This window comes from Serratia sp. BNK-10 (assembly GCF_047456065.1).
In the GTDB taxonomy this organism is placed as follows: Bacteria; Pseudomonadota; Gammaproteobacteria; order Enterobacterales; family Enterobacteriaceae; genus Serratia; species Serratia ureilytica.
Window position 1 is genome coordinate 4,722,044 of sequence record NZ_CP179894.1, and the last position, 24,822, is coordinate 4,746,865.

Here is a 24,822-nt window from a genome sequence, read left to right on the forward strand (position 1 = left end):
ATGTCTCTGCGTCGTGGGGTATTTGTCTGCGTGGCGCTGCTGGCGGCTCTCGCCATCGCGCTCTATTACGGGTTGAAACCCGACCATCCCGATGCGCTGTGGCGCATCGTCAGCCAGCAATGTCTGCCCAATCAGCAAGCGCATGACAACCCGGCGCCCTGCGCGCAGGTGGATGTGCAGGCCGGTTTCGTGGTGTTTAAAGATCGCAACGGGCCGCTGCAATACCTGCTGATGCCCAGCGCCAAAATCACCGGTATCGAAAGCCCGGCAGTGCTGGACGCCGCCACGCCGAATTTCTTCGCCCAGGCCTGGCGCGCGCGCCACGTGATGGCGGAACGCTATGGCAAACCGATCGACGACGGCGATATTTCACTGGCGATCAATTCGGAATATGGCCGCACGCAAAACCAGCTGCACATTCATATCTCCTGCCTGCTGCCGGCGGTAAAACAGCGGCTGGCGCAGATCGGCCCCCATTTCATCGAGCAATGGCAACCGCTGCCCGGCGGCCTGTTGGAGCATGACTATCTGGGGCGGCGGGTGACCCCCGCCGAACTGGAACAACAGGGCGCCTTCCGCCTGCTGGCCTCCGGCCTGCCGCGCGCCGACGGGCGCATGGGCAGCTTCGGCCTGGCGATGACCGCGCTGCCGGACGGGGATTTCCTGCTGCTGGCAACCGAGCGCAGCCTGCTGCCGTTCACCCTGGCCTCGGCGGAAGAGATCCAGGATCACGACTGCCGGCTGCTCACGCCGCCGCCGCGCACCTGATTATTTTTTGCCTTTCATCTCCCGCAGGATCTGCCCGCACTGGTTCTCCTCGCCGCCTTCACTGGGCGAGACCAGCGCCAGCAGCGCCGCCGCCGGCGTCAGCACCGCCCCCAACGCCACCGCCGCCGCGCCGCGCGCGATCAGCGGCCCGGCTTTGACCCCGGCGTTTGGATGCTTGAAGGTGCCTTTCACGTACAGCGGCGATCGCAGGGTCAGCACGCGCATGCCCTTGCTTTCCGGATCGATGGATAAATCCAGCCGTTCGGTGGCGAGGTTGGTGTTGCCGGTGATGTTGATCACCGCGTTTTCGGTGTCGAACACGAACAGTCGCGGCGCGGCGACGCCGCTGCGGATGCCGACGTCCGCCGCCGCGCAGTTGATGCCCACCACGTCGTCACCGAACAGCTGCGCCACCAGATAGTTACCGACGTTCAGACCGAGGATCTCCATCAGGCTACGGCTGATCACCCCGTTATTGATCAGCAGGCGCAGATCGCCGTTGCTGGTCGCCAGCAGCTCGGCCACCGAATTGCCGCTGCCCGTCAGCCTGGCGTCGCCGTTCATCTGCCCGAGGCTGCGCTTCATCGCCTCCACGTTCGGCAACAGCTGTTTAAGCTGAAGTTTGCGTGCATGCATATCCACCTGCCCGCGCATCGGCTTTTTGCCGCCGTCGAGGCGCACGACGGCGTTCAGGCTGCCGCCCGCCATGCCGAAGCGCAGCGGATCCAGGCGCAGTTCGCCATTGTTCAGCTTCAGGTGCGTGGCCAGATCGCTCAGCGGCAAATCGCTGCCGCGTTCAATGCGCGCGGCGGCAAACTTCACGTCCGCATCCATCTTGCTCCAGCTTTGCGTATCGAACTGTTCGACCGGCAGCACCTTATCCGCAGGCTGACGGCTTTTCTCGCCGCGCCCGGCTTTGGCGGCGTTGGAGTCGGCGCCGATCAGCGGCGCCAGATCCGCCAACCTCAGCTGCCGGGAGTTCACCGCGCCGCTCAGCGTGGGCCGCGGTTTACCGGCAACGTACTTCAAGCTGCCGTGAATGTCGCTGTCGCCGATTTTTCCGTCGAATTTCTGGTACTCAAACACCGCGCCGCCCGGCTGATGCAGACGGGCGGTCAGATGGCCATCGGTCGCATACGGCGGGGTATTCGGCAACAACACGCCGGTCAGGCCATAGAGGTTGCTCAGGCTTTCACCGGAAAATTTCAGCTGTACATCCAGGCCGCCGAGGTTCAGCGGATCGGACAAGGTGCCCGCGACCACCACCCGGGTGCTGCCGGAGCGCACATCGGCCTGCAGCGGGAACGGCAAATCGGCGCTCTGCAGCGACAGCATGCCGCCAATCTTGCCGCTGCCGCTCAACGGTTCGCCGTTATATTTGCCCTTCACCTGCCAGCCGAAAACGTAATCGGGGGTCGCGGCCTTGTCGCCGCCCTGTTTGCCGATCACTTCACTGAACGGCAACGGCTTGCCGAGCGGATCGACGACGGCGCGGAAATCCGCCTTCAGCGTGGCGTCTTTAAAGGCGATCTGCCCCTTGTCGAATACGATGTCGTGAACGGTGAACGACCAGTCGGAAGGCGGCTGCTTGGGATCCTGGCCGGCGGCCAGGTCAAACGTCCAGTTGTTGTCGCCGTTGGCCAGACGTTGCAACGAAGCATTCGGCTGCTTCAGCCAGATGCGCGGGATCAGCAGCTCTTTACCCAGCAGCGCCAGCGGCGCAATGCTGGCGTCGACGCGCTGCAGCGTCACCATGCTGTCGCCGGGCATGTTTTTCGGGTTACCCAGCCACACGTCTTCGGCGTGAATATGCGGCCAGGGCACCCAGGCGCGCCAGCCGCCCTCATCCGGATTGCGCGACCAGTCGACGCCCAGATCGCCGCGAATGGCGAACGGTCGCCGCAGTTCGGCCGACACTTTGTCGTTGATGGTGGGCTTGAGTCGATTCCAGTCGAAGGTAGCAATGAAGATCGCCAGCGCGACGATCAGCAGCAGCACAATGCCGCCCAGCCAGCTGAAAACCTTTCCTGTTCTTGTCATAGCGGCTCCCTCAGCGCATAAATCGGGCTGCCGAATGAAAGGAAAAGGAGTTAGCAGCCTCGTTTAAGCCTAGCTGAGGATAGGCCGGAGTTCACGCCGGCGCGCCGGGCGCGGCGAACAGCGTCGGCACGCTGTGCAGAGTTTCAAAGCACGCCGGGCGGGAAAGGTAGTAGCCCTGAGCGGCCAACGCACCGGAACGCTGCACCAGCCGCCACTCTTGTTCGGTTTCCACGCCCTCGACGATCACCCCGTCGCTGTGCTGGTTCATCATCTTGATCAGGGTGCCGAGCAGCTGGACGCCCTCTTCCGACTGTTTGAGCAAGGTAAACAATTCGCGCGCCACCTTGATGTATTGATAACGCCAGGCGCCGACGGCGGAGAAGTTGGCCAGCCCGCTGCCGAAATCGTCCAGCCACAGCCGCTCGCCGCCGACGATCTGCTGCAGCGGGCGGTTTGACGCCGTTTCGGCGTGCTCCACCAGCTCGAAGCGCAGATAGGGCATCTCGGCGATCTGCCGTTGCAACGCGCTATGGCGCTGCAACGCTTGCAGCGCAATGCCGTCGATATTGACCGACACCATCACCGCGTGACGAATGAACAACGCCTGCCAGCGCTGCAACAGCGCCAGCTGTTCCTGGATCACCTGCAAACGCTGGGCGACGCCGAGCGAGGAAAAATAATGCTCCGGGGATTGCCGCTTGTCCGGCTCATTCGGGTGATACACCGCCGTCAGCAGTTCCACCGCCAGCAGCGCGCCGCTGGTGCGATAAATCGGCTGGAAGGTATACAAGCGCCGGCATTGCCGCCAGTAGCGCCGCGATTTGGCGCAGGCATAAAGGGCAAAACAAGGCGCCAGCAGACCAGAGATCAGATTGGTTATCATCGGTACTATCGCCGTGGCGGGGAAATGAGAGCGCTGCCGCTGTTTCTTTACCCAGCTTATCGGCAACGCGGCGTAAAACTTTAAGCCGAATTGCCGCCCGTTTCTCCTCCGTCCTGCCCGCGTTCGCCGATCGCGATCATAAAAAATTAAAACGCCGTTTTAATTTATTGACTCACTGACCGCCTTGCGTGGAGACTGGCGGCTATTGCTTCTTCTTTAGCCAGGGCTTATTGACGATGACTATCCGAAATCTCGCCGTGATCGGCGAATGCATGATCGAGCTGTCGCAGCAGGGCGCACAGCTGACGCGCGGCTTTGGCGGCGATACCCTCAACACCGCCGTCTACCTCGCCCGCCAAATGCCGGAACAGACGCTACGGGTGCATTATGTCACCGCACTCGGCACCGACAGTTTCAGCGGCGACATGCTGCAGGCCTGGCGGCAGGAGAAGATCGAGACCGGGTTGATTCAGCAATTCGACAACAAGCTGCCGGGCCTGTACCTCATCGAAACCGACGCCGCCGGCGAACGTACTTTCTACTACTGGCGCAATGACGCCGCCGCCCGGTATTGGCTTGCGGGACCGCAGGCCGACGCACTGTGCGAACGGCTGGCGCAGTTCGATTACTTGTACCTCAGCGGCATTAGCCTGGCGATCCTCGCGCCTGCCGATCGCATGAAACTGCTGGCGCTGCTGCGCCGCTGTCGCGCCAACGGCGGCAAGGTGATCTTCGACAACAATTACCGTCCGCGCCTGTGGCAAAGCCGTGAGGAAACGCAGCAGGCCTACCGCGAGGTGCTGGCCTGTACCGACATCGCTTTTCTGACGCTGGATGACGAAGAGTTGCTGTGGGGAGCGCAGCCTATCGAACAGGCGGTAGCTCGCACACAGGCGCTCGGCGTCGGCGAGATCGTCATCAAACGCGGCGCGCACGCCTGCCTGGTGTTCAGTATGGCAGGGGAGAAGCTTGAGGTGCCGGCGATCGCGCTGCCGCCAGAGCGTGTCGTCGACACCACCGCAGCGGGCGACTCTTTCAGCGCCGGTTACCTGGCGGCCCGCCTGAACGGCGGCAGCGCCCAACGGGCGGCGCAGCGCGGCCATCTGCTGGCCGCTACGGTGATCCAGCATCGCGGCGCCATCATTCCCGCCGCAATGATGCCGGAGGCATAAAATAAGCCGGCATCGCTGCCGGCTCTTTCTCTTTGTGCTTTGCCTTGCGGAAAATCAGCCCGCGACGGCGATGCGTTTCATATCGGTCATGTAGCCGCGAAGTTTACGGCCGACGGTTTCGATAGGGTGGCTGCGCACCGCTTCGTTCACGTCGCGCAGCTGCGCATTATCCACCGCCGTACCCGCCACGGCTTTGCCCAAATCGCCCGCCTGCAGGGTGGTCATGAAGTCCTTCAGCAGCGGCACCGCCGCGTTGGCGAACAGGTAGTTGCCGTACTCTGCGGTATCGGAGATGACCACGTTCATTTCATACAGACGCTTACGCGCAATGGTGTTGGCGATCAGCGGCAGCTCGTGCAGCGACTCGTAGTAAGCCGACTCTTCGATGATGCCGGCATCGACCATGGTTTCGAACGCCAGCTCTACGCCCGCTTTCACCATCGCCACCATCAGCACGCCGTGATCGAAGTACTCTTGCTCGCTGATTTTGCCTTCAAACTGCGGTGCATTCTCGAATGCGGTTTTGCCGGTCTCTTCGCGCCAGGTCAGCAGTTTCACGTCGTCTTCCGCCCAGTCGGCCATCATGCCGCTGGAGAACGCGCCGGAGATGATGTCGTCCATGTGCTTCTGGAACAGCGGCGCCATGATGGTTTTCAGCTGTTCGGACAGCGCATAGGCGCGCAGCTTGGCCGGGTTGGACAGGCGATCCATCATCAGGGTGATGCCGCCCTGCTTCAGCGCTTCGGTGATGGTTTCCCAGCCGAACTGAATCAGTTTCTCGGCGTAAGCCGGATCGGTGCCCTCAGCAACCAGCTTGTCGAAGCACAGCAGCGAACCCGCCTGCAGCATGCCGCACAGAATGGTCTGCTCGCCCATCAAATCGGATTTCACTTCGGCGACGAAGGAAGACTCCAGCACGCCGGCGCGGTGGCCGCCGGTCGCCGCCGCCCAAGCCTTGGCGATCGCCATGCCTTCGCCTTTCGGATCGTTTTCCGGGTGAACCGCAATCAGGGTCGGCACGCCGAAGCCGCGCTTGTACTCTTCACGCACTTCGGTGCCCGGGCATTTCGGCGCAACCATCACCACGGTGATGTCTTTACGCACCTGCTCACCCACTTCAACGATGTTGAAGCCGTGGGAGTAACCCAGCGCCGCGCCGTCTTTCATCAGCGGCTGCACCGCGCGCACCACGGAAGAGTGCTGCTTGTCCGGCGTCAGGTTGACTACCAGATCCGCCTGCGGGATCAGGTCTTCGTAGGTGCCGACCTTGAAGCCGTTTTCGGTCGCCTTGCGCCAGGAAGCGCGCTTCTCGTCGATCGCTTCTTTGCGCAGGGCATAGGCGACATCCAGACCGGAATCGCGCATGTTCAGACCCTGGTTCAGCCCCTGGGCGCCACAGCCGACAATCACCACTTTTTTACCTTTCAGGTAGCCGGCTTCGTCAGCAAATTCGTCGCGCGCCATAAAGCGGCATTTACCCAATTGCGCCAACTGCTGACGCAGGTTCAATGTGTTGAAATAGTTAGCCATGGTGGTACTCCGGTTTGATGTTGTCTTGCATTGTTATTTTCATTCCCCGCCCTGTCTGTGCGGAGATTCGTTAAACTCAATGTATAACAGGAAATGCGTTGCTTAAATTGATATATTGAGAACGTGACATTGCAATTTTTGCAACACTCTCACTGCGAGCGTATCGATATGGATTTACGTGATTTAAAGCTGTTCCTGCATCTGGCCGAAAGCCATCACTTCGGGCGTACCGCCAAGGCGATGCACGTCAGCCCGTCGACGCTCTCCCGCCAGATCCAGCGGCTGGAAGAGATCCTCGGGCAGCCGCTGTTCCTGCGCGATAACCGCACCGTGCAGCTCACCGACGCCGGCGAACAGCTGAAAGAATTCGCCCAGCAAACGCTGCTGCAATATCAGCAGCTCAAGCACTCGCTCGGCCAGCACGGCCCTTCGCTGAGCGGCGAACTGCGGCTGTTCTGCTCGGTGACCGCCGCGTACAGCCACCTGCCGACGATCCTCGACCGCTTCCGCGCGCAGCACCCACTGGTAGAGATCAAGCTGACCACCGGCGACGCCGCCGACGCGGTCGACAAGGTGCAGTCTAACGAGGCCGATCTCGGCATCGCCGGCCGGCCGGAAACGCTGCCCGCCAGCGTGGCGTTCACCAAAATCGGCGAAATTCCGCTGGTGCTGATCGCGCCGGCGCTGCCCTGCGCGGTGCGCAGCCAGGCGTTCGCCGACAAGCCCGACTGGGCCGAGATCCCCTTCATCTTGCCGGAGCACGGCCCTTCGCGAAAACGCATCGAACTGTGGTTCCGCCGTCACCGCATCAGCAATCCGCTGATTTACGCCACCGTCGGCGGCCACGAAGCCATCGTGTCGATGGTGGCCCTGGGCTGCGGCATCGCGCTGATCCCGAGCGTGGTGGTGGACAACAGCCCGGAACCGGTGCGCAACCGCATCTCGCAGCTGGATAACATCTCGATGGTCGAACCGTTCGAGTTGGGGGTCTGCGTCCAGAAAAAACGCCTCAGCGATCCGCTGATCGACGCCTTTTGGCGATTGCTGCATCCCCGCTGACGCGGGGTTTTTACAGGTCGGCCGGATCGACCTGCTTCATCGCCTCCACCTGCATCAGCCAGTGATAGAGCGGCTCAAGCTGCAAAAATGCCCCGGCCAGCAGCGGCGCCAGATCGGCGTTGAACAGCTTTTCCACCGCGCTGTCGCTGACCATCACCGCGAACGATTTGCGGTTGTACCAGGTGGCGATCTCCGCCGCCTGCTCCTTGACCAGCGGACGCTTGTAGCTCTCGCCCACCAGCTCGAACGGCGGCCGGCAACAGGCGGCCACCTCCAGGAAAGGCTGCGGCCGCTGTTTCAGCGTATGGCGGAACAGATCCATGGTCGGCTTGTTGGCGCTGTAGTAACCGAGCCCATAGCGCAGCATGTCCGGCCCCAGTTCGAAAAAGTAGACCGGCGCATCTTTCCAGTCTTTGCTCGGGCGCTTGAACGTCAGCCACATGCGGCTGCGGTAGCGCGACTTGTCGTGAGAAAACCGTGTATCGCGATGAATGCGCGACAGCGTTTTGCCGATCGCCGGGCGAGTCTCGAACTGCGGATCGATCGCCAGCATGCTGGGAGCAAGCTGCTCCACCAGCGCGCGAAACGGCGCCAGCAGCTCGCGATCGTAGATGTCGCGGTTGCCGTCGAACCACGCCTTATCGTTCTCGATCCGCACCTGCTGCAGGAAATTCAGGCCCTGCTGGCTAAAGCCGGAGAAAGGTTGCGTCATAAGTTTTTCCGTTCTGACGGTTTATCGGGTATTGCGCAGATCTTCCCTCTGCCAACGGCGTTTGATAAACACGCGCCGACGCGTGCGGAAATAGGCGACATACAGGTAGAACGCCGCCCGGTTGCTGAACAGCGCCCCGCCAACCGCGCCCCCCAGCAGCAGGGCGCCGGTGGCGATGCCGGTCATGCCCGCCGCCCACGCCGCCGCGCCGCCGAGGCAACACAGACCGAGCATGCCAAGGTAATATTGCAGCAATACCACCCCACTGTTTTTACCCTGCACCAGTTGGAACAGGATCAGCGTCATCCACACCGCCACGATCGCGCCGCTGCCCATCAACACGGCGGCGGAGGTCTTGCCGCTCCAGGCGGCCGCCACATCCGTGACCAGACCCATCACGCCCGCCAGGCCCAGCATCAGGCACACCATCAGCAGCATGACGTTGCCGACGCCCGGTGGTGACAGCCGCTGGCCCGGCGTCAGGAAATGCTGCTCGAGCTGCGCATCCAGGCCGGCGAAAAGCGCACGATCGCGCGCCGCGATTTGGCTTTCCATCTCCCGGCCCTGCACGATCAGGCGTTTAATCATCCACTCCGCCATTACCTCACCATCTGCGGCAATTTCTGCATAATGCCCACAAAATACTGTCCGGTGGTTTTCACATTCACCGGCGCCGACAGGGTGCCGCTGATGCCGCTGCCCACGAACGTCAATGAGTTATTGAGCGCCGAATGCAGTTGCTGACGCAACCCGTTTTGGATCGCTTCCGTCGGATAGCGCTTCGGGTATAAGCCGTTCTTCACCATCTCTTTCAAGACGTTATTGGAAATCCCCGGGTTTTCCGCCCGAATGATGTTTTCGGTCAGCCGCTTCCTTTCGCTGCGGGGCATACTTTTCAGCCATTCCGTCGCCTTGCGCGCCGAAATGCGGCGCATGGCGCGGTAGGTCATCGTCGCTTCCTTCAGGGCGGCCCCGGCGCTGGCCAGCGAGATCACATCGAGCACGGTACTGGTGGCGATATACCACTGCTCTGAATCGAGCTGAGCCAATTCATCCCCTTTCCCGTCATAAAGCTTGTTGACGCGGTACAGCCCATTACCGCACTGCAACGCGCTGGCGGCCATGCCGGCATAGCCCAGATAAGCCACCGCCGAGCTGGTGCCGCCGGTAAACGGAACGGCGACGCTGCCCGACGCCAGTAAAAAGACCGATACCAGCAGCGTTCCACACGACAGCGCGGCCGAGGCCAGCTCTTTGCTGACGCTCGGTTTGCTCAGCGCTTCCGACAGCGTATTGGTTGCGGCAACGCGCGAAGTATGAGCCACCGTTTTGCTGATGACCACATGAGTGACCTGCGAAGCGTTTGAGTAACCGGTGTGCTGCGTCGGACGAACTAAAAATGAGTTTTGCCCGTCGGAAAAAATAATCCCCACGCCATGAAAGGCGAGGCTGCAGTCCAGCGAGTCCTGCAGGGCTTGCAGATTAATATCGCGATAGAATTCTTGTACGCCGGTATTGCCCAACAAGCGGGCAAACTCGGCGTTGGTCAAATCGTCTTCGGGAGAACCGAACGGCGTAGAAAAAGCAGTTTTCATTGTCGTGCATCCCTATACGTCAGAAGTCTTGGCAGTATAAAAATGCACGACAAAATCACAACCGCGCAACCCATAAACTGACTAATGCGTCACGGTTACTTATCAATCCGGCTCACCCCTGCAAAAAGAAGCGGAACGCCGGGTTGTCGGTTTCGTCGTGGCAATCGTAGCCCAGCGCCTGCAGGTGCCGCTCGAATTCCGGCTCGCTTTGCGCCAGTTCGAAGGCCGCCAGCACCCGGCCGAAGTCGGTGCCGTGGCTGCGATAGTGGAACAGCGAGATGTTCCAGTGCGTGCCCAGCGTCTGCAGGAACTTCAGCAGCGCGCCCGGCGACTCCGGAAACTCAAAGCTGTACAGCCGTTCGCGCAGCGGCTTCGACGGACGCCCGCCCACCATGTAGCGCACGTGCAGTTTAGCCATCTCGTCGTCCGACAGATCCACCACCTGATAACCGTCGGCGTTGAGTTCGTCGATGATCTCCCGCCGTTCGGCGTGGCCGCGCGTCAGCCGCACGCCGACGAAAATGCAGGCGTTGTCGGCATCGGCGTAGCGGTAGTTGAATTCGGTCACCGAGCGCCCGCCCAGCAGTTGGCAGAACTTGAGGAAGCTGCCCTGCTGTTCCGGAATGGTCACCGCCAGCAGCGCTTCGCGCTGTTCGCCCAGTTCGCAACGCTCGGAAACATAGCGCAGCCCGTGGAAGTTGAGATTGGCGCCGGACAGCACGTGCGCGAGACGCTCGCCCTGAATGTTGTGCTGCTGGACGTACTTTTTCAGCCCCGCCAAAGCCAGCGCGCCGGAAGGTTCGGCAATGGCGCGCACGTCCTCGAACAGATCTTTGACCGCCGCGCAGATGGCGTCGCTGTCCACGGTGATCACGTCGTCCAGATACTCACGGCACAGGCGGAAGGTTTCGTCGCCGATGCGCTTCACCGCCACGCCTTCGGCGAACAGCCCGACGCGCGCCAGATCCACCGGATGGCCGGCATCCAGCGCCGCGCGCAGGCAGGCGGAGTCTTCCGCTTCGACGCCGATCACTTTGATCTGCGGCATCAGCTGTTTGATCAGCACCGCCACCCCGGCGGCCAGGCCGCCGCCGCCGACCGGCACGAAAACCCGATCCAGATGCGCGTCTTGCTGCAGCAGCTCCATCGCCAGCGTGCCCTGCCCGGCGATCACCGTCGGGTGATCGAACGGCGGCACAAAGGTCATGCCCTGCTGTTGGGAAAGCTCGATCGCCTTCGCTTTGGCCTCGTCGAAATTGGCGCCGTGCAGCAACACTTCACCGCCGAAGCCGCGCACCGCATCCACCTTGATGTCCGCGGTGGACACCGGCATCACGATCAGCGTTTTGATGCCCAGCCGTTTACCGGAGAAGGCGACGCCCTGCGCGTGGTTGCCGGCCGAAGCCGTCACAACGCCGCGCGCCTTCTGCTCTTCGTCCAGCCCGGCGATCATCGCATAGGCCCCGCGCAGCTTGAAGCTGTGCACCGGCTGGCGATCTTCGCGCTTCACCAAAATGGTGTTGCCGAGGCGCGAAGAGATTTTGCTCATGGCCTGCAACGGGGTGACTTGCGCCACCTCGTAAACCGGCGAGCGCAGTACCGCTCGCAGATATTCCGCGCCGCAGGGGGCGCTGGGTAGGGGTTGAGAGACCGCCATGCTGCTTATCCCCCCAGTTTGCTCTTGTCGCGCACCGCGCCTTTGTCGGCGCTGGTGGCCAACGAGGCGTAGGCGCGCAGCGCGAAGGACACCTGACGTTCACGATTTTTCGGCGTCCAGGCAGCGTCGCCGCGCGCCAGTTCCGCCTCATGCCGCGCCGCCAACTCCTGCTCGCTGACATCCAGCTGGATGCCGCGATGAGGAATGTCGATCGCAATCATGTCGCCGTCCTGCACCAGGGCGATCAGGCCGCCGTTAGCCGCTTCCGGCGAAGCGTGGCCGATGGACAACCCGGAGGTGCCGCCGGAGAAACGCCCGTCGGTGATCAGCGCGCACGCCTTGCCCAGCCCCATCGATTTCAGGTAGGTGGTTGGGTAAAGCATTTCCTGCATGCCCGGCCCGCCTTTCGGCCCTTCGTAGCGAATCACCACTACGTCGCCCGCTACCACTTTGCCGCCGAGGATCGCTTCTACCGCGTCGTCCTGGCTTTCATACACTTTGGCCGGGCCGCGGAAGGTGAGGATTTCCTTGTCGACGCCGGCGGTTTTGACGATGCAGCCGTTTTCCGCCAGGTTGCCGTACAGCACCGCCAATCCGCCGTCCTGACTGTAAGCGTGCTCACGGGTGCGGATGCAGCCTTCCTTGCGGTCGGTGTCCAGCGAATCCCAACGGCAATCCTGGGAGAATGCCTGCGTGGTGCGGATACCGGCCGGCCCGGCGGAGTACATTTTCTTGACGCTTTCGTCGCGGGTCAGCATCACGTCGTAGGCTTCCAGCGTCTGCGGCAGGGTCAGCCCCAATACGTTGTTCACCTCGCGGTTCAGCAAGCCGGCGCGGTCCAGCTCGCCGAGGATGCCGATCACGCCGCCGGCGCGGTGCACGTCTTCCATGTGATATTTCTGCGTGCTCGGCGCCACCTTGCACAGGTGCGGCACTTTGCGCGACAGACGATCGATGTCTTCCATGGTGAAGTCCACCTCACCTTCCTGCGCCGAAGCCAGCAGGTGCAGCACGGTGTTGGTCGAACCGCCCATGGCGATATCCAGCGTCATGGCGTTTTCGAACGCCGCCTTGTTGGCGATATTGCGCGGCAGCGCGCTTTCGTCATCCTGCTCGTAATAACGTTTGGTCAGCTCGACGATGCGCTTGCCGGCGTTGAGGAACAGTTCCTTGCGATCGGCGTGGGTGGCCAGCAGCGAACCGTTGCCCGGCTGCGACAGGCCCAGCGCTTCGGTCAGGCAGTTCATCGAGTTGGCGGTGAACATGCCGGAGCAAGAGCCGCAGGTCGGGCAGGCGGAACGCTCGATCTGCTCGCTGTCGGCGTCGCTGACGTTCGGGTTCGCGCCCTGGATCATCGCGTCCACCAGATCCAGCTTGATGATCTGGTTGGAGAGTTTGGTCTTGCCGGCTTCCATCGGACCGCCGGAGACAAAGATCACCGGAATATTCAGGCGCAACGCCGCCATCAGCATGCCCGGGGTGATCTTGTCGCAGTTGGAGATGCACACCATCGCATCGGCGCAGTGGGCGTTCACCATGTATTCGACCGAGTCGGCGATCAGCTCGCGCGACGGCAGGGAATAGAGCATGCCGCCGTGGCCCATGGCGATGCCGTCATCCACCGCAATGGTGTTGAACTCTTTGGCCACGCCGCCGGAGGCTTCGATCTGTTCGGCGACCAGTTTGCCCAGATCGCGCAGATGCACATGGCCAGGCACGAACTGGGTAAAGGAGTTGACCACGGCGATGATTGGCTTGCCGAAATCGGCGTCGGTCATCCCGGTCGCGCGCCACAATGCGCGGGCACCCGCCATATTGCGGCCGTGGGTGGTGGTGGCGGAACGGTACTTAGGCATGCTCTTTTCACTCCAAATGTATTTATGACAGGCGGCGAACGAACCGCCTGGATATTCTTATCTTGTCTGTCTTGTCGTCCGCCACGCTGCGCGGCGAACCTTATCGTTACGGATTGACCGGATCCAGCCAACCGTATTTGTCTTCGGTCTTGCCGCTGAACAGGCCGAAGAACGCCTGTTGGATCTGTTTGGTCACCGGGCCGCATTTGCCGATGCCGACCTGAATGCCGTCCACGCTGCGCACCGGCGTGATTTCCGCCGCGGTGCCGGACATGAACACTTCGTCGGCCAGGTACAGCGATTCGCGCGACAGCACCTGCTCGCGCACGTCGAAGCCCATGTCTTTCGCCAGCTTGATGATCGCGTCGCGGGTGATGCCCGGCAGCGCCGACGAGGTGAACGGCGGGGTATAGAGCACGCCGTCTTTCACTTCAAACAGGTTCTCGCCCGCCCCTTCGGAAATGTAGCCGTGCACGTCGAGCGCGATGCCTTCCTGATAGCCGTGGCGGCGCGCTTCGCTGCCCACCAGCAGGGAGGAAAGATAGTTGCCGCCGGCCTTGGCCGCAGTGGGGATCGTGTTTGGTGCGACGCGGTGCCAGGAGGAGACCATCGCATCGATGCCTTGATCCAGCGCTTCTTCACCCAGATAAGCGCCCCAAGGAAACGCCGCGATAATCACGTCCGTTTTATAACCGGCCGGCGGGTTGACGCCCATGCCGACATCGCCGACGAACACCAGCGGACGAATGTACGCGCTGACCAGGTTATTCTTGCGCAGCGTAGCGCGGCAGGCTTCCATCAGCTCGTCGACGCTTTGCGACACCGGCATGCGGTAGATTTTCGCCGAATCGTGCAGGCGCTGCATATGCTCGCGATGACGGAATACCACCGGCCCCAAGTGCGAGTCATAGCAGCGTACGCCTTCAAACACCGACGTGCCGTAATGCAACGCGTGCGACATCACGTGCACTTTGGCCTCGGCCCAAGGAACCATCTCACCATTGAACCAAATGTAATCGGCTTTCTTTGTCATTGTTATTTATCCTTCTCGGCGCCTCAGGCGCGTATTTGTTGTGATGTTGGCTGCTGGATCTCGACGCAGGAGACGTCCATCAGTTTGCTTAATTGAGATGACAACAGGGCGACCGGACGCGGGCTGGCAACGGTCAATTCGATATTGATGCTGTCGGCGTTGGCCGGGGAAACCATATTCATAGCACAAACCTGAAAGCCGCGATGACGCACGACCCGCAATACGCGCTCTAACATTTCGGGGCGAAAACGCGCCTGGATCGAGAGTTGATGCTGCATCATGATATTTCCTCCAACATGGTTTCGTTGCCGGCGCCCGGCGGCACCAGCGGCCAGACGTTTTCGAGTTCGTCGATAGAGACCTGCAGCAGATAAGGGCCTTCGGTGTTGAACAGCGCCTCGAGCGCGCCCTCCACCTGATCCTTGCGGCTGATGCGCTGGCCGGGAATACCGAAGGCGGCGGCCAGCATCAGGAAGTCGGGGTTATCGGACAGGTTGGTTTCGCTGTAGCGGCCGTCGAAGAACAGCTGCTGCCATTGGCGCACCATTCCGAGGCGCTGGTTGTCCAGCAGCACGAGCTTCAGCGGCAGCTGTTTGCGCTTGATGGTGCCCAGTTCTTGCACGTTCATCATGAAGGAGCCATCGCCCGAGACACAGATCACCGTATCTTGCGGACGCGCGATCTGGGCCCCGACCGCCGCCGGCACGCCGAACCCCATGGTGCCGAGGCCACTGGAGGTGATGAAATTCTCCGGGCGCTCGAACGTCATGTGCTGCGCGCTCCACATCTGGTGCTGGCCGACGTCGGTGGTCACCACGCTGTTGGCCGGCTTGCGGGCGGACAGCTGGCGCAAGAACAGCGGCGCGTAAATCGGCTGGCCGGGATGATCGTAGCGGCAGGCGTGATCGGCTTTCAGCGCCGTCACCCGTTGCCGCCAGGCGGCGATGTTCAGCGGGCGCTGCAACGCCGGCAGCAACGCTTTCAGATCGCCCTGCAGGGCCACATGCGCCTGGCGCAGCTTGCTCATCTCCGCCGGGTCGATATCCATGTGGATCACTTTGGCGTGCGGCGCGAAGGCATTCAGCTTGCCGGTCACGCGGTCATCGAAACGCGCGCCGACGGCGATCAGCAGATCGCACTCCTGCACCGCCAGGTTAGCGGCCTTGGTGCCGTGCATGCCCAACATGCCAAGGTACAGCGGATCTTGCGCATCCGGCGCGCCCAGCCCCTTCAGGGTGGCGACGTTCGGCATGCGGGTCACCGCGATGAACTCGCGCAGCGCCGGCACCGCCTGCGCCATGCCCACGCCGCCGCCGACGTACAGCATCGGTTTATGCGCCTGCGCCAGCAGCTCAGCCGCCTCGGCCAACGCCGCCGTCGGTAACGCCGGCGCTTCATCGACCGGCATCAAATGCGGATGCAGGTCGCCTTGCGCCAGCTGGATGTCTTTCGGGATATCGATCAGCACCGGGCCAGGACGGCCGCCAGCGGCGATGGCGAAAGCTTCCGCCATGATGCCCGGCAAGGCATCCAGCGATTCCACCAGGAAGCTGTGCTTGGTGCAGGCCAGAGACAGGCCGAGAACATCGATCTCCTGAAAGGCATCGGTGCCGATCAGCGCGGACCCCACCTGACCGGTGATGGCGACAACGGGAACGGAATCGAGCAGCGCATCCGCTAGCCCGGTGATCAGGTTGGTGGCGCCGGGACCGGAAGTGGCGATACAGACACCGACTTTGCCGGTGGCGCGGGCGTAACCGATGGCGGCCATGGCGGCGCCCTGTTCATGGCGGCACAGCAGGTGTTCCACGCCGCCGTCGTACAGCGCATCGTACACCGGCATGATTGCCCCGCCCGGATAGCCGAATACGGTATCCACACCCTGCGCACGCAACGCTTGAACTACCCACTGAGCGCCATTCATAGTTATTTCCCCGCCTTACTTCGACAACCGCAGGATTTTGTTCTGTTTTTCATGCTCTGCCCCTTGCTCCACTTTTCTCTTGCCAATAAAAAACCCCCGGACCTGACGGTGCGGGGGTTCTCTTGCGATTCCGGCTTGTTTGCTAAGCCTTTCTTCGTCCAAGTGCAGCCCCGCACGGTGGGATAATAATCACCACCACGCTAATCACGACTAGGCTAATCACTTGGGCAAAGGCTTTCATAATGGGTTTGTTCACTGTGCTCATTCAGAACTAATGCTTACAGAGGTACCACAGCCGCGCGCGACATGACAACACTTTTTTTGCGTTATTATTCGGCGCAATCTGGTCATACCTCACGCGAATCGCCCGGATTTCACACGTTGGCGCGCATACCTGGATTTTTCACCGCGCCGGTGATGGCCTTGCCGCGCGTATCCTTGCCGAAGAACACCAACAGAGCGATCGCCACCGCCACCGTCCCGGCAACCATGGCCATCGCCAGGCCATAATTATGCCCATGATGCTCGGCGAGGGTGGCTTGCAGCGTGGCGTTGACCGAAGCGATCAGGTTGCCCAGCTGATACACGAACCCCGGCAGCACCGCGCGGGTGTTGGCCGGCACCAGCTCGGTCAGGTAGGTCGGCACCACGCCCCAGGCGCCCTGCACCATGAATTGCATCAGGAAAGCGCCGATCCCGAGCATCAGCGAACCGCTGGAAAACGCCCACAGCGGGATCACCGGTAACGCCAACAATGCGGCGATGATAATCGCTTTTTTTCGGCCGATTTTTTCCGATAACGAACCGAAGAAAACGCCGCCGATAATTGACGCGATATTGTAGCTAATGGCGATGATACTGACGGTTTTCGGATCGAAACCGTGCTGAACTTTCAGAAATACCGGATACAGATCCTGCGTGCCGTGAGAGAAGAAATTGAACGCCGCCATCAGCAGCACCAGATAGCAGCACAGCTTCCAGTGGCTCTTCAACACCGGCAGCAAGGCGCTGCTTTCTTTACGTTCACGCGCCGCCAGCCACACCGGCGACTCCTGCACGCAATAATAAATAAACGGCAGCAGCAGGATCGGCGCCGCGCCGATGACGAACATGCCGCGCCAGCCGACCGTTTCGAACAGCAGGCCGTACACCACCGCCGCCAGCAGATAACCGAACGGATAGCCGGCCTGGAAAATGCCCGACATCAAGCCGCGCGAGCGGTCCGGTATGGTTTCCATCGCCAATGATGACGCCACGCCCCAGATACCGCCCATCGCAACGCCGTACAACACTCGTAACAGCAAGAAGACCGTCAGCGAGGGCGCGGCGGCGGAGAGCAGCTCAAACACCGAGAAGAAGACGATATTCAGCATCAGGATCGGTTTGCGGCCATATTTTTCCGCAGCGCGCCCGAAGATCAGCGCGCCGATCGGCCGCACCGCCAGCGTGAGCAGAATCGCCAACGTGACCTGTTCCAGGCCGACGTGAAAGGATTGTGCGATGTCGCTGAGTAAGAATACCAGTACGAAAAAATCGAAAGCGTCGAGCGTCCAGCTTGAAAAACTGGCGATTGCCGCATTGCGTTGCAGCGGGGTCCAACCAAACATAGTGTTATCCCTACCGTAGAGTACGAAGTCAGGAGATTTAGCGGCTGCCGGGCAGACTGCGGCGGCGGTCGGAGTGTGTTAAAGAAGTGATTTTTCTTTTAATCAATTGTTAAATACACCCATCAAGCCTATGGCTGCAATGCGTACAGGCCGCTAATGTGTTGCAGGCTTCAGCGAATTGTTAATGGGTATTGCCATAGGCTGCGAGGCGGTTCGCACAATTTCGTTCAATTCGATGAAAATCAGTGATTATGCTGCGAGTTTCATAGAAAAAATGCCAAGAACGCCGCGCGGCACCTGGATAAATCGCGCATCATGCTGCCCTCAGCAAGGAGAGCGATATGTCACTGGCGGTAATCTATAGCCGCGCCATCATCGGCGTTCAGGCCCCTTCCGTAACGGTAGAGGTGCATATCAGCAATGGCCTGCCCGGCCTGACGCTGGTTGGCCTGCCGGAAACCACGGTAAAAGAGGCGCGCGATCGGGTGCGCAGCGCCCTGATCAACAACGGTTTCACCTTTCCCGCCCGCCGCATCACCGTCAATTTGGCACCGGCCGATCTGCCGAAAGAAGGCGGGCGCTACGATCTGCCGATTGCGCTGGCGATCCTCGCCGCCTCCGAGCAACTACCCCTCGCACCGTTGGCACGCTACGAGTTTCTTGGCGAACTGGCGCTGTCCGGCGCGCTGCGCGCGGTCAGAGGCGCCATCCCGGCGGCGCTGGCGGCGGCTGACGCCGGACGACAATTGGTCCTCTCCACGGACAACGCCGCCGAGGTCGGCCTGATTGCGCAGTCACAATCCCATACTGCCCAACACCTGTTGGAGGTCTGTGCCTTTTTGCTCGGTCAGGGCGAGCTGCCGGTAGCCATCACGCCTCCCGCGGCAGACAACCCGCATGAAAACGCCGATCTGCGCGACATCATCGGCCAAGAGCAGGCCAAGCGGGCATTAGAGATCGCCGCCGCCGGCGGGCATAACCTGCTGCTGATTGGGCCGCCTGGCACCGGTAAAACCATGCTGGCCAGCCGACTGACGGGCTTACTGCCGCCGCTGACGGAACCTGAGGCGCTGGAAAGCCTGGCGGTCGCCAGCTTGCAGCATCCTGTTCTCACCGCTTTGCCATGGCGCCAGAGGCCATTTCGCGCACCGCATCACAGCGCATCGATGGCGGCGTTGGTCGGCGGCGGCGCACTGCCGCGCCCGGGTGAGATATCTTTGGCGCATAACGGCGTGCTGTTTCTGGATGAGCTGCCGGAATTCGAGCGTAAGGTGCTGGATGCGCTGCGTGAACCGTTGGAATCCGGCGAGATCGTGATTTCACGTGCCAACGCCAAGGTCTGCTTCCCGGCCAAGGTGCAATTGATCGCGGCGATGAATCCCAGCCCAACCGGGCATTACCAGGGTATGCATAATCGCGCCTCGCCGCAGCAGGTGCTGCGCTACCTGGCCCGGCTGTCAGGGCCTTTTCTCGATCGTTTCGATCTGTCTATCGAAGTGCCGCTGTTACCTCCAGGTACGCTCAGTAAGCGGCAAACTCAGGGAGAAAGCAGCGAGCAGGTGCGGGAAAGAGTGCGACAGGCACGCACCCGGCAGCTCGAACGCGCCGGTAAAATCAACGCGCTGTTAAACAACCGTGAAGTGGAACGGGATTGCGTGTTGCAGGCGGCAGACGCCGAGTTTTTGGAAGCGACATTAAACGCGTTGGGGTTATCGGTCCGCGCCTGGCAGCGCATCTTGAAAGTGGCGCGCACGCTGGCGGATTTGGCGGGGGATGCCGAGATCGGCAGGCGCCACCTGAGCGAAGCGCTGAGCTATCGCAGTATGGACCGTCTGCTGTTACAACTGCATCGTAGTCTGGAATAGAAAATGGGGCCCGAAGGCCCCATCGTCTTTAGTCTTCGCTGTCGCTGTAATCTTCTACTGCGTCAGCCTGCGGCTTACCGCCGGACAACGTATGGAATTTCTTCGGGCGACGTGTGCGCGCCAGATATTTAGCCCATACTTTTTCCTGCTCGGTAGCCGCTTCGCGCTCACCGCGGCACACTGCGACGAACAGCTGTTCTTCTTCAGTGGCCGGCTGGCGTTTGCCCGAGTCCAGCTCGTTAAACGCGTAGCCGAAGCGCTCTAGCAATTGCGCCTCTTTAATGGTGAAATCGCCGTGACGGGAGAACCCGCGAGGGTAATGTTTATTATCAAAAAAACGATTGGTCGTGGTGAAGCTATCCGCCATCTGACACGCTCCTAATTCTCTTATGGCCGTGCTGTTTATGGCGCGGAGTATTAGATAGGCTTGACAGCGTGTAAAACAAAACATTTAAATCTTAACGACAAATTTTTTTGGAGATAGGTGTGGATACCGAATTACTGAAAACCTTTTTGGAGGTCAGTAGAACGCGTCACTTTGGCAGAGCCGCAGAATCTTTGTACTTAACGCAGTCCGCGGTCAGTTTCCGCATCCGTCAGTTAGAAAACCAGTTGGGCGCAAATTTATTTACCCGTCATCGCAATAACATCCGCCTGACGCCTGCCGGCGAGCGGCTTCTGCCCTATGCCGAAAGCCTGATGAACACCTGGCAGTTGGCGAAGAAAGAGGTCGTGCGTTCACTGCAACATACCGAGCTGTCGATCGGCGCGACTGCCTCGTTGTGGGAGGCTTATTTGACCCCCTGGTTGCAGTCTCTCTATCAACAAAGAGAGGCGCTGCAGCTCGAAGCCAGGGTGGCCTTAAGGCACTCTTTGGTAAAGCAACTGCATGAAAGGCAGCTCGATTTACTGATCACCACTGAGCCGCCAAAGATGGACGAACTGGCCAGCCAGCAGCTGGGCAATTTCTCATTACGCCTGTTCTCATCCGCGCGTCGTGACAAGCAATCCCCCATGCCGTACATCAAGCTGGAATGGGGGGCCGACTTCCACCAACAGGAAAACCGCATGTTGGAAGGTGATAACGTGCCGGTACTCACGACCACCTCGGCACACCTGACGCGTCAGTTGCTGGAAACCACAGGCGGATGCGCTTTCCTGCCCAGCCAGTGGGAAAAAGAGTATCCGCAGTTGCTTGCCGCCGCCGAGATCCCGCCGATTGTTCGCCCACTGTATGCCGTCTGGTTGCAAAACAGCGATCAACAGCCTTTGATTCGGCAATTACTTAAAATACCTTTAAATACCGCAGCCTAAAGCGCTATGGCGGCCTTAAAAGCCGCCGCCGTGGTCATGGCTGTCTATCATGCCAAAAACCGCCCATCGCCTTCTGAGAGAAGAAAATGCAAAATGGTAGGAGAATCAGGAGGTCGGCGGAGGTAAAGATCGAAAGATCATAAGGCAACTCGGATCAGATAGACATCAGCATAGAGCAGCTAATGCGCTCTTTTCCAAAGCGGGAATGCTCCAAGGGAAGGGATAATAGGTAAAAAAAAACCCTTTGCTTTCGCAAAGGGTTCTTAATATGGCAGGGGCGGAGAGACTCGAACTCGCGACACCCGGTTTTGGAGACCGGTGCTCTACCAACTGAGCTACGCCCCTAAATCTCGCTTAACATTATGCCTGCTAAAAAAGCAGGCATAATTAAATAAGTGGCGGAACGGACGGGGCTCGAACCCGCGACCCCCTGCGTGACAGGCAGGTATTCTAACCAACTGAACTACCGCTCCACCGATTCTTTTACGTTGTATCTTTCGATACCGGCAATATCGCGCTTTGCGATTTGCGCATTACCAGTCGTCACACTGATAACGTTTATTTAATGCCTGGCAGTGTCCTACTCTCGCATGGGGAGACCCCACACTACCATCGGCGCTACGGCGTTTCACTTCTGAGTTCGGCATGGGGTCAGGTGGGACCACCGCGCTATTGCCGCCAGGCAAATTCTGTTTCATTCCAACCGCCTCACTTCCGTGAAGCCATCAGAACCAATCTTGGAACGTCGCTGAAAATTATTCGTATCATCCTGATACTCACCCCTTCGGGGCCAACGCTCCGCGTTGTTCAAAATCGTTCCTGACGATTTTGTCTCTCTAAAAACACCTTCGGTGTTGTAAGGTTAAGCCTCACGGATCATTAGTACTGGTTAGCTCAATGCATCGCTGCACTTACACACCCAGCCTATCAACGTCTTAGTCTTAAACGTTCCTTCAGGGGCCTTGAAGGCCCAGGGAAGACTCATCTTGAGGCAAGTTTCGCGCTTAGATGCTTTCAGCGCTTATCTTTTCCGCACTTAGCTACCGGGCAATGCCATTGGCATGACAACCCGAACACCAGTGGTGCGTTCACTCCGGTCCTCTCGTACTAGGAGCAACCCCTCTCAATCTTCCAACGCCCACGGCAGATAGGGACCGAACTGTCTCACGACGTTCTAAACCCAGCTCGCGTACCACTTTAAATGGCGAACAGCCATACCCTTGGGACCTACTTCAGCCCCAGGATGTGATGAGCCGACATCGAGGTGCCAAACACCGCCGTCGATATGAACTCTTGGGCGGTATCAGCCTGTTATCCCCGGAGTACCTTTTATCCGTTGAGCGATGGCCCTTCCATTCAGAACCACCGGATCACTAAGACCTACTTTCGTACCTGCTCGAGCCGTCACTCTCGCAGTCAAGCTAGCTTATGCCTTTGCACTAACCTCACGATGTCCGACCGTGATTAGCTAACCTTCGTGCTCCTCCGTTACTCTTTGGGAGGAGACCGCCCCAGTCAAACTACCCACCAGACACTGTCCTCACCCCGGATCACGGGGCCGAGTTAGAACATCAAACATTAAAGGGTGGTATTTCAAGGATGGCTCCACGCAGACTGGCGTCCACGCTTCAAAGCCTCCCACCTATCCTACACATCAAGGCTCAATGTTCAGTGTCAAGCTATAGTAAAGGTTCACGGGGTCTTTCCGTCTTGCCGCGGGTACACTGCATCTTCACAGCGAGTTCAATTTCACTGAGTCTCGGGTGGAGACAGCCTGGCCATCATTACGCCATTCGTGCAGGTCGGAACTTACCCGACAAGGAATTTCGCTACCTTAGGACCGTTATAGTTACGGCCGCCGTTTACTGGGGCTTCGATCAAGAGCTTCGCCTTGCGGCTGACCCCATCAATTAACCTTCCAGCACCGGGCAGGCGTCACACCGTATACGTCCACTTTCGTGTTTGCACAGTGCTGTGTTTTTATTAAACAGTTGCAGCCAGCTGGTATCTTCGACTGGCTTCAGCTCCATCCGCAAGGGACTTCACCTACATGCCAGCGTGCCTTCTCCCGAAGTTACGGCACCATTTTGCCTAGTTCCTTCACCCGAGTTCTCTCAAGCGCCTTGGTATTCTCTACCTGACCACCTGTGTCGGTTTGGGGTACGATTTAATGTTACCTGGAGCTTAGAGGATTTTCCTGGAAGCAGGGCATCAACTACTTCTGCACCGTAGTGCATCGTCATCACGCCTCAGGGTTGATATGCAACCGGATTTACCAGGTCACACCCCCTACACGCTTAAACCGGGACAACCGTCGCCCGGCCAGCCTAGCCTTCTCCGTCCCCCCTTCGCAGTAACACCAAGTACAGGAATATTAACCTGTTTCCCATCGACTACGCTTTTCAGCCTCGCCTTAGGGGTCGACTCACCCTGCCCCGATTAACGTTGGACAGGAACCCTTGGTCTTCCGGCGAGCGGGCTTTTCACCCGCTTTATCGTTACTTATGTCAGCATTCGCACTTCTGATACCTCCAGCAACCCTCACAGGCCACCTTCAACGGCTTACAGAACGCTCCCCTACCCAACAACGCCTAAGCGTCGCTGCCGCAGCTTCGGTGCATGGTTTAGCCCCGTTACATCTTCCGCGCAGGCCGACTCGACCAGTGAGCTATTACGCTTTCTTTAAATGATGGCTGCTTCTAAGCCAACATCCTGGCTGTCTATGCCTTCCCACATCGTTTCCCACTTAACCATGACTTTGGGACCTTAGCTGGCGGTCTGGGTTGTTTCCCTCTTCACGACGGACGTTAGCACCCGCCGTGTGTCTCCCGTGATAACATTCTTCGGTATTCGGAGTTTGCATCGGTTTGGTAAGCCGGGATGGCCCCCTAGCCGAAACAGTGCTCTACCCCCGAAGATGAGTTCACGAGGCGCTACCTAAATAGCTTTCGGGGAGAACCAGCTATCTCCCGGTTTGATTGGCCTTTCACCCCCAGCCACAAGTCATCCGCTAATTTTTCAACATTAGTCGGTTCGGTCCTCCAGTTAGTGTTACCCAACCTTCAACCTGCCCATGGCTAGATCACCGGGTTTCGGGTCTATACCTTGCAACTAATCGCCCAGTTAAGACTCGGTTTCCCTACGGCTCCCCTATACGGTTAACCTTGCTACAAAATATAAGTCGCTGACCCATTATACAAAAGGTACGCAGTCACACCACGAAGGTGCTCCCACTGCTTGTACGTACACGGTTTCAGGTTCTATTTCACTCCCCTCGCCGGGGTTCTTTTCGCCTTTCCCTCACGGTACTGGTTCACTATCGGTCAGTCAGGAGTATTTAGCCTTGGAGGATGGTCCCCCCATATTCAGACAGGATGTCACGTGTCCCGCCCTACTCATCGAACTCACGACCTGTGCATTTTAGTGTACGGGGCTATCACCCTTTGCTGCGCGACTTTCCAGACGCTTCCACTAACACACAAGCCGATTCAGGTTCTGGGCTCCTCCCCGTTCGCTCGCCGCTACTGGGGGAATCTCGGTTGATTTCTTTTCCTCGGGGTACTTAGATGTTTCAGTTCCCCCGGTTCGCCTCATGCCACTATGTATTCATGACATGATAGTGTGTCGAAACACACTGGGTTTCCCCATTCGGGTATCGCCGGTTGTAACGGTTCATATCACCTTACCGACGCTTTTCGCAGATTAGCACGCCCTTCATCGCCTCTGACTGCCTAGGCATCCACCGTGTACGCTTAGTCACTTAACCTCACAACCCGAAGATGTTTCCATCGTTCGCGCTGCAAACAT

The 24,822-nt window shown here is 59.6% G+C and carries 19 protein-coding genes, 2 tRNA genes and 2 rRNA genes; 5 read left to right on the forward strand and 18 right to left on the reverse strand.

Features of this window, described 5'->3' with window-relative positions; translation table 11 throughout:
- Nucleotides 1-768: a CDP-diacylglycerol diphosphatase gene (locus ACMGG9_RS22680; RefSeq protein ID WP_342174526.1), complete on the forward strand. Its 768-nt coding sequence runs from the start codon at nucleotides 1-3 to the stop codon at nucleotides 766-768.
- Here ACMGG9_RS22680 and ACMGG9_RS22685 read toward each other — a convergent pair whose 3' ends face one another.
- Together ACMGG9_RS22685 and pdeH are read right to left on the reverse strand one after the other, a co-directional pair.
- Nucleotides 769-2,808 (reverse strand): AsmA family protein, encoded by a 2,040-nt coding sequence (locus ACMGG9_RS22685; RefSeq protein ID WP_223085291.1) that lies wholly within the window; start codon nucleotides 2,806-2,808, stop codon nucleotides 769-771. It lies immediately after the preceding gene.
- 91 nt (nucleotides 2,809-2,899) lie between these two features.
- Nucleotides 2,900-3,691: a cyclic-guanylate-specific phosphodiesterase gene (pdeH, locus tag ACMGG9_RS22690; protein WP_042785549.1), complete on the reverse strand. Its 792-nt coding sequence runs from the start codon at nucleotides 3,689-3,691 to the stop codon at nucleotides 2,900-2,902.
- Between the two features lie 236 nt (nucleotides 3,692-3,927).
- Between pdeH and ACMGG9_RS22695 the strand changes: the two genes are divergently transcribed.
- Nucleotides 3,928-4,863 carry a sugar kinase gene (locus ACMGG9_RS22695; protein WP_033645373.1) on the forward strand — a complete coding sequence of 312 codons (936 nt, stop codon included), beginning with the start codon at nucleotides 3,928-3,930 and terminating at the stop codon, nucleotides 4,861-4,863.
- A gap of 54 nt (nucleotides 4,864-4,917) precedes the next feature.
- Here the strand turns inward: ACMGG9_RS22695 and ilvC are convergent, their stop codons facing one another.
- Nucleotides 4,918-6,393, reverse strand: a complete 1,476-nt coding sequence (gene ilvC, locus ACMGG9_RS22700; RefSeq protein ID WP_033636408.1) for a ketol-acid reductoisomerase — start codon at nucleotides 6,391-6,393, stop codon at nucleotides 4,918-4,920.
- Between the two features lie 168 nt (nucleotides 6,394-6,561).
- Here ilvC and ilvY point away from each other — a divergent pair, with 168 nt between their 5' ends.
- The gene (gene ilvY, locus ACMGG9_RS22705) at nucleotides 6,562-7,452 is read left to right on the forward strand and encodes an HTH-type transcriptional activator IlvY (protein WP_414161739.1); all 891 of its coding nucleotides are present in this window, start codon (nucleotides 6,562-6,564) and stop codon (nucleotides 7,450-7,452) included.
- A 10-nt stretch (nucleotides 7,453-7,462) separates the two neighbouring features.
- Here ilvY and ACMGG9_RS22710 read toward each other — a convergent pair whose 3' ends face one another.
- The 10 genes from ACMGG9_RS22710 to ACMGG9_RS22755 form a co-directional block, all read right to left on the reverse strand.
- Entirely contained in the window at nucleotides 7,463-8,164 is a 702-nt protein-coding gene (locus ACMGG9_RS22710; protein WP_033652695.1) for a DUF2461 domain-containing protein, read from the reverse strand.
- 21 nt (nucleotides 8,165-8,185) lie between these two features.
- Nucleotides 8,186-8,764 (reverse strand): hypothetical protein, encoded by a 579-nt coding sequence (locus tag ACMGG9_RS22715; RefSeq protein ID WP_342193405.1) that lies wholly within the window; start codon nucleotides 8,762-8,764, stop codon nucleotides 8,186-8,188.
- Nucleotides 8,764-9,759 (reverse strand): hypothetical protein, encoded by a 996-nt coding sequence (locus ACMGG9_RS22720; RefSeq protein WP_033654501.1) that lies wholly within the window; start codon nucleotides 9,757-9,759, stop codon nucleotides 8,764-8,766. The genes ACMGG9_RS22715 and ACMGG9_RS22720 overlap by 1 nt, the downstream gene beginning before the upstream one ends.
- A 112-nt stretch (nucleotides 9,760-9,871) precedes the next feature.
- Nucleotides 9,872-11,416, reverse strand: a complete 1,545-nt coding sequence (ilvA, locus tag ACMGG9_RS22725; protein ID WP_015379394.1) for a threonine ammonia-lyase, biosynthetic — start codon at nucleotides 11,414-11,416, stop codon at nucleotides 9,872-9,874.
- A 5-nt stretch (nucleotides 11,417-11,421) separates the two neighbouring features.
- Nucleotides 11,422-13,272 (reverse strand): dihydroxy-acid dehydratase, encoded by a 1,851-nt coding sequence (gene ilvD / locus ACMGG9_RS22730; protein WP_015379395.1) that lies wholly within the window; start codon nucleotides 13,270-13,272, stop codon nucleotides 11,422-11,424.
- Nucleotides 13,273-13,378: 106 nt separating this feature from the next.
- Nucleotides 13,379-14,305: a branched-chain amino acid transaminase gene (locus tag ACMGG9_RS22735; protein ID WP_033645378.1), complete on the reverse strand. Its 927-nt coding sequence runs from the start codon at nucleotides 14,303-14,305 to the stop codon at nucleotides 13,379-13,381.
- 23 nt (nucleotides 14,306-14,328) lie between these two features.
- Nucleotides 14,329-14,586, reverse strand: coding sequence for an acetolactate synthase 2 small subunit (ilvM, locus tag ACMGG9_RS22740; protein ID WP_004929955.1), 258 nt, complete (start codon nucleotides 14,584-14,586; stop codon nucleotides 14,329-14,331).
- Entirely contained in the window at nucleotides 14,583-16,229 is a 1,647-nt protein-coding gene (gene ilvG, locus ACMGG9_RS22745; protein WP_342175338.1) for an acetolactate synthase 2 catalytic subunit, read from the reverse strand. The genes ilvM and ilvG overlap by 4 nt, the downstream gene beginning before the upstream one ends.
- Nucleotides 16,230-16,371: 142 nt before the next feature.
- Nucleotides 16,372-16,470, reverse strand: coding sequence for an ilv operon leader peptide (ilvL, locus tag ACMGG9_RS22750; protein ID WP_013814970.1), 99 nt, complete (start codon nucleotides 16,468-16,470; stop codon nucleotides 16,372-16,374).
- Nucleotides 16,471-16,603: 133 nt separating this feature from the next.
- Nucleotides 16,604-17,836: an MFS transporter gene (locus tag ACMGG9_RS22755; RefSeq protein ID WP_033645380.1), complete on the reverse strand. Its 1,233-nt coding sequence runs from the start codon at nucleotides 17,834-17,836 to the stop codon at nucleotides 16,604-16,606.
- A 341-nt stretch (nucleotides 17,837-18,177) separates the two neighbouring features.
- Here ACMGG9_RS22755 and ACMGG9_RS22760 point away from each other — a divergent pair, with 341 nt between their 5' ends.
- Entirely contained in the window at nucleotides 18,178-19,701 is a 1,524-nt protein-coding gene (locus tag ACMGG9_RS22760) for a YifB family Mg chelatase-like AAA ATPase (RefSeq protein WP_414161740.1), read from the forward strand.
- Nucleotides 19,702-19,729: 28 nt separating this feature from the next.
- Here ACMGG9_RS22760 and ACMGG9_RS22765 read toward each other — a convergent pair whose 3' ends face one another.
- Nucleotides 19,730-20,068 carry a DUF413 domain-containing protein gene (locus ACMGG9_RS22765; protein ID WP_004929946.1) on the reverse strand — a complete coding sequence of 113 codons (339 nt, stop codon included), beginning with the start codon at nucleotides 20,066-20,068 and terminating at the stop codon, nucleotides 19,730-19,732.
- A 119-nt stretch (nucleotides 20,069-20,187) separates the two neighbouring features.
- Between ACMGG9_RS22765 and hdfR the strand changes: the two genes are divergently transcribed.
- Nucleotides 20,188-21,015: an HTH-type transcriptional regulator HdfR gene (gene hdfR, locus ACMGG9_RS22770; protein WP_033645382.1), complete on the forward strand. Its 828-nt coding sequence runs from the start codon at nucleotides 20,188-20,190 to the stop codon at nucleotides 21,013-21,015.
- A 269-nt stretch (nucleotides 21,016-21,284) separates the two neighbouring features.
- Here the strand turns inward: hdfR and ACMGG9_RS22775 are convergent.
- The 4 genes from ACMGG9_RS22775 to ACMGG9_RS22790 form a co-directional block, all read right to left on the reverse strand.
- Nucleotides 21,285-21,360 (reverse strand) — tRNA-Trp (locus tag ACMGG9_RS22775).
- Between the two features lie 51 nt (nucleotides 21,361-21,411).
- Nucleotides 21,412-21,488: transfer RNA gene (locus ACMGG9_RS22780), tRNA-Asp, on the reverse strand.
- Between the two features lie 94 nt (nucleotides 21,489-21,582).
- Nucleotides 21,583-21,698 (reverse strand): 5S ribosomal RNA (gene rrf, locus ACMGG9_RS22785).
- Nucleotides 21,699-21,873: 175 nt separating this feature from the next.
- Nucleotides 21,874-24,781: ribosomal RNA gene (locus ACMGG9_RS22790) — 23S ribosomal RNA — on the reverse strand.
- Nucleotides 24,782-24,822 lie beyond the last annotated feature (41 nt).